Raw genomic sequence first — 3,752 nt, 5'->3', positions numbered from 1 at the left:
ACTTTAGTGGGATTGTATCAAATTTAGGGTGGCGTTTTTTCATATGCTTATTTAGTTCGGTGAATACGTCGTGTATAATACCTTACTTACACTTTCTATTTTAACTTATTTATATCATTTGATCAATTATAATAGCTAAATCAGTTTGTACTTCTTCATTAATTCTTCGACATAGGTGCCCTTAACCTTCTTGAGCATCCCCTTGATTGCCAACTTTTCAGGCAAAGGCAAATCAAGATCTTCCAACTTCTTTTGATCATTCAAGTAATACATAGCGTTCATCAACATTCTGACATCAAATGCAGAAGCAAATACTTCAGGTACGCCACGGTCAATATCAAGCAAGGTGTAGACAGCTTCCATCGCGGTTCTGACTGAGTATTCAGTAGTGAAAACAGTGTCTCTTGGAGTTTCTGCAAAATTACCGATGAAGGCTAAGTTCTTGGAGTGATCTGGTACAACCTTTGGTCTGTCACCTAATGCTCTAGGCATGAAGTAAGAAGTAATGTATGGCATATGTGCTGGAATAGTCGTTGCAGCTGAAGCTATTTCAGGAATTCTTTCTTCTGGAACGCCCATATGGTATAGCCATTCTTCGCACATCTCAATACCATTACAGTCGGGCATTGTCTTTTCAACATAATTACCCTTAGTATCTGAGAACAAGCCATAAAGCCAGACAATTAACTCATTTGGCTTTTGCGCCTTGAAGTGTGGCTGACGACTAATGGAATAACCAAGTAACCAGTTAGAATCTTTAATAGTAGTAGGACCACTAGTTACGATTGAGCCACTGTGAGGATCTTTCTTGTTAACAGCTTCAATAAATGGCACAATATCGTCATTCTTGAAGGTAATCGTAGCTGACATTCTCCAGTTAGCCTTTGGAATATCTTTACAGAAAATATCAGGATGACCGAAGGTTTCATCTTGAGCTGCCAAGTTCTTCCATAACTGCCAGCTAGCACCTAATTCATGCTCTTCAGGAGCTGGATGCAAATTATCACCGTAAGTAGTGCTTTCAGTAATTGAACCGTTGGTTACGAAGACAAGATCATTTTCAGTTAAATCAATACTCTTCTTTTCGCCATTTTCGGTTAAAATAATTTGCTTAGCTATCTTTTCACCATTTGACTGGTTAACAAAAATATTGTTAACTACGGTATTGTAATGGAATTGGACACCGTGATCTTTCAAGTATTTAACCATTGGCAGAATTAATGATTCATATTGGTTATACTTAGTAAAGCGTAATGAAGATAAATTCTTTAAAGTGAGGCTCCATTTCACGACCACCACGGATGATGTAGCTTTCTTTTTCTTTATTATAGATACCATCCATTGAGCCGCCTGGCAGACTTAATTCTTCTAAGATATGAATTCTGTCACCCTTCATTTGACCATCACGAATGAGAAATACAGCGCTGGCAAGTGCTGCCAAACCTGAACCTACAATATAAGCTGACTTGTGATCAACGCCTTCGGGCTTATCAGCCTTAACGAAGGCTTCATAATTACCATTGCTATAATGCATAATTGCCACTTCTTTCAAATAATCGTTACACTTGTAACTATTTACAACTATAATAGTAATGTAAGCGATGTCATTTGTCAAACTAATTACTTATTAAGGGATGATTTTTTATGAATATGAAAAGCCTGCATACTCAGCAACAAATTGAAAAAGCAATGTTTTCTTTGCTACAAAAAAAGCCTTACGTGGAGATCTCCATTGCAGAGATCACGCGTAAAGCTAAAGTTTCTCGTACTTCTTTTTATCGTAACTACAATCAAAAAAATGACGTATTAACTTCTTTTTTAGCAAATCAATATCAAAAATTCATCGTTGACATTAACGAACACAAATTAAAGTCACTAACTGAACAATTAACTGCTTATTTAACCTTTTTTAAAAATAATCCCGAAATTATGAAAACATTACTCGATGCTGGATTCGAAGGTAGTTTACTTAACTTTCAAACTCGCTATTTAAAGAAATTGCTTGAAGTTTATCACCCAGATTTGCATTTGCCAGATTACGCTGTCGCATATCAATCCGGCGGAATTTATATGTTATTAGTCTGGTGGGTTAAACAAAACTATTCAACGCCACTCGAAGAATTGATTACTTATGCTGAAAAACACATCATGCTTTAATTCTGTTTATTATGCTTCGATGGTGCTATTGTAATTTTTCTGCTTCTTGCCAAAGTTAAAGTAAAAGTTCAACACTAAGGCAATTACTAACAAAATCAACGATACCAACATAATTTCCTTAATTCCTGAATGGAAAATAGTCCTCATTGTCGGTACAAGATTTTGTGGCAATAGTTGCGCACTTTTGGCATCACTCAATTTATTCATCATCGTCATTGTAATGCCATGATGCGTCTGTACACCAGTTGCTAAATTAAGGTTCATGATTACGCCATATACGGCAGCCATAACCGTCTGTGCCAAAATTCTGATCAAATATGAAGTTGAAGTTGCTGTAGCCATATTCTTTAAGCCAGCATCCAGTTGAACCTTCAATTGTAAAGCAACAAAGATAAAGCCAACCCCAATTCCAGAAAAAGCACCAATGAAGGTTAAAAATTGAATTGGCGTATGCAAATCTGCCAGGAACATCCCTGCCGAGGAAATAATCATTGCTACAATACCAATTAAAACCAATTTAAAAGTAGTCAAATGTTCCTGAATAGCAGCTACGCTTTGAGAAGAAATGATTTCTACTATTGAGTTAGGAATCAAGGTCATCCCACCTAAAAGAGCTGACAAGCCCAGAAGAGCCTGTGCCCACATTGGCAAATAAGTATTAACGGCCAAAAATGCTCCCCAAGTAAAGGCGAAAAGCAAGAAGTCTCCATCCAAGTCTTTATTCTTAAACAAAGAAATAGGAATGATTGGATTTTCAGCACGACCTTCTCTAATAAAGAAGAATACGATAAATACCAGACTAACAATAATCAAGCTAATGACAATCCAATTAGCAGTTAAGCCCACGAGTTGCACACCCATTAAGAATAAAAGCAGGCCAATTACCAACAAAGTAGCTCCAGGAATATCAAATACTGGCGTACGTTCTGGTGTAACTGGTTTGTAGTAAACCAGACAAATCAAAACTGCAATTAAACCAATGGGAATATTAATATAAAATACCCAGTGCCAAGAGAATGCATCGATTAGCCAACCACCAATCAATGGTCCTAAAATTGCGGCACCATTCCAACTTGCCGTCAAATAGCCTAAAACTTTGGTTCTAGTTTTAATGTTTTTGAAAACATAGCCTGCAATAATATAAGGCAATGAACCCATGCCACCTGCACCAATACCCATAATAAATCTTGAGCACAAGAAGAAAATGATATTAGGTGCCATTCCCTGTAAAGCAGAGCCCAATACAAACAAAACTAATGAGATTTCAAAAGCACGTTTATTGGTGATCTTCTCTCCTATCTTGGTCCAAATAGGAATCGAAATTGACATCCCTAACAAGAAAATAGCTACAATCCAACCCATGAATTGAATTCCGTGCAAAGCAGCTACAATAGCTGGGATCGCTGTATTAATGATGGTCCCATCAAGTCCAGACATCACGTTGCCGAGCATCAAGGCAGCTGTGACCATCGTAATTTGTTTTTTATTCATTCAACAACTTCCTTCAGTAAAATAAAAAGCCCTATATCGTCTAGAATAAGACAATAAGAGCAAAATTTTAAGTAAAAAAATATGGAGGATACAGGGCTCGAACC

At 36.9% G+C, this 3,752-nt stretch carries 2 protein-coding genes and 1 pseudogene; 1 reads left to right on the top strand and 2 read right to left on the bottom strand.

Translation table 11 applies throughout. The features are described 5' to 3' along the window. Positions 1–135: 135 nt before the first annotated feature. Positions 136–1,534 (bottom strand): annotated as a pseudogene (locus tag FC57_RS10245) (oleate hydratase). A gap of 110 nt (positions 1,535–1,644) precedes the next feature. On the opposite strand from FC57_RS10245, the gene FC57_RS10240 reads away from it, so the two are divergent. Then, a complete protein-coding gene (locus FC57_RS10240) occupies positions 1,645–2,157 on the top strand; it encodes a TetR/AcrR family transcriptional regulator (protein ID WP_007125111.1) in 513 nt (170 codons plus the stop codon). A 9-nt stretch (positions 2,158–2,166) separates the two neighbouring features. Here the strand turns inward: FC57_RS10240 and FC57_RS10235 are convergent, their stop codons facing one another. Continuing rightward, a complete protein-coding gene (locus FC57_RS10235; RefSeq protein WP_007125110.1) occupies positions 2,167–3,648 on the bottom strand; it encodes an MFS transporter in 1,482 nt (493 codons plus the stop codon). Positions 3,649–3,752 lie beyond the last annotated feature (104 nt).

The organism is Lactobacillus ultunensis DSM 16047 (assembly GCF_001436305.1).
In the GTDB taxonomy this organism is placed as follows: domain Bacteria; phylum Bacillota; class Bacilli; order Lactobacillales; family Lactobacillaceae; genus Lactobacillus; species Lactobacillus ultunensis.
Note: the sequence above shows the minus strand (reverse complement) of the source record. Positions and strands in the feature narration are given on the sequence as shown.

What these genes read in the sequence shown, in the direction of transcription:
- FC57_RS10235 (WP_007125110.1), bottom strand. Translation starts at nt 3,648, where the DNA reads ATGAATAAAAAACAAATTACGATGGTCACAGCTGCCTTGATGCTCGGC.
- FC57_RS10240 (WP_007125111.1), top strand. Translation starts at nt 1,645, where the DNA reads ATGAATATGAAAAGCCTGCATACTCAGCAACAAATTGAAAAAGCAATG.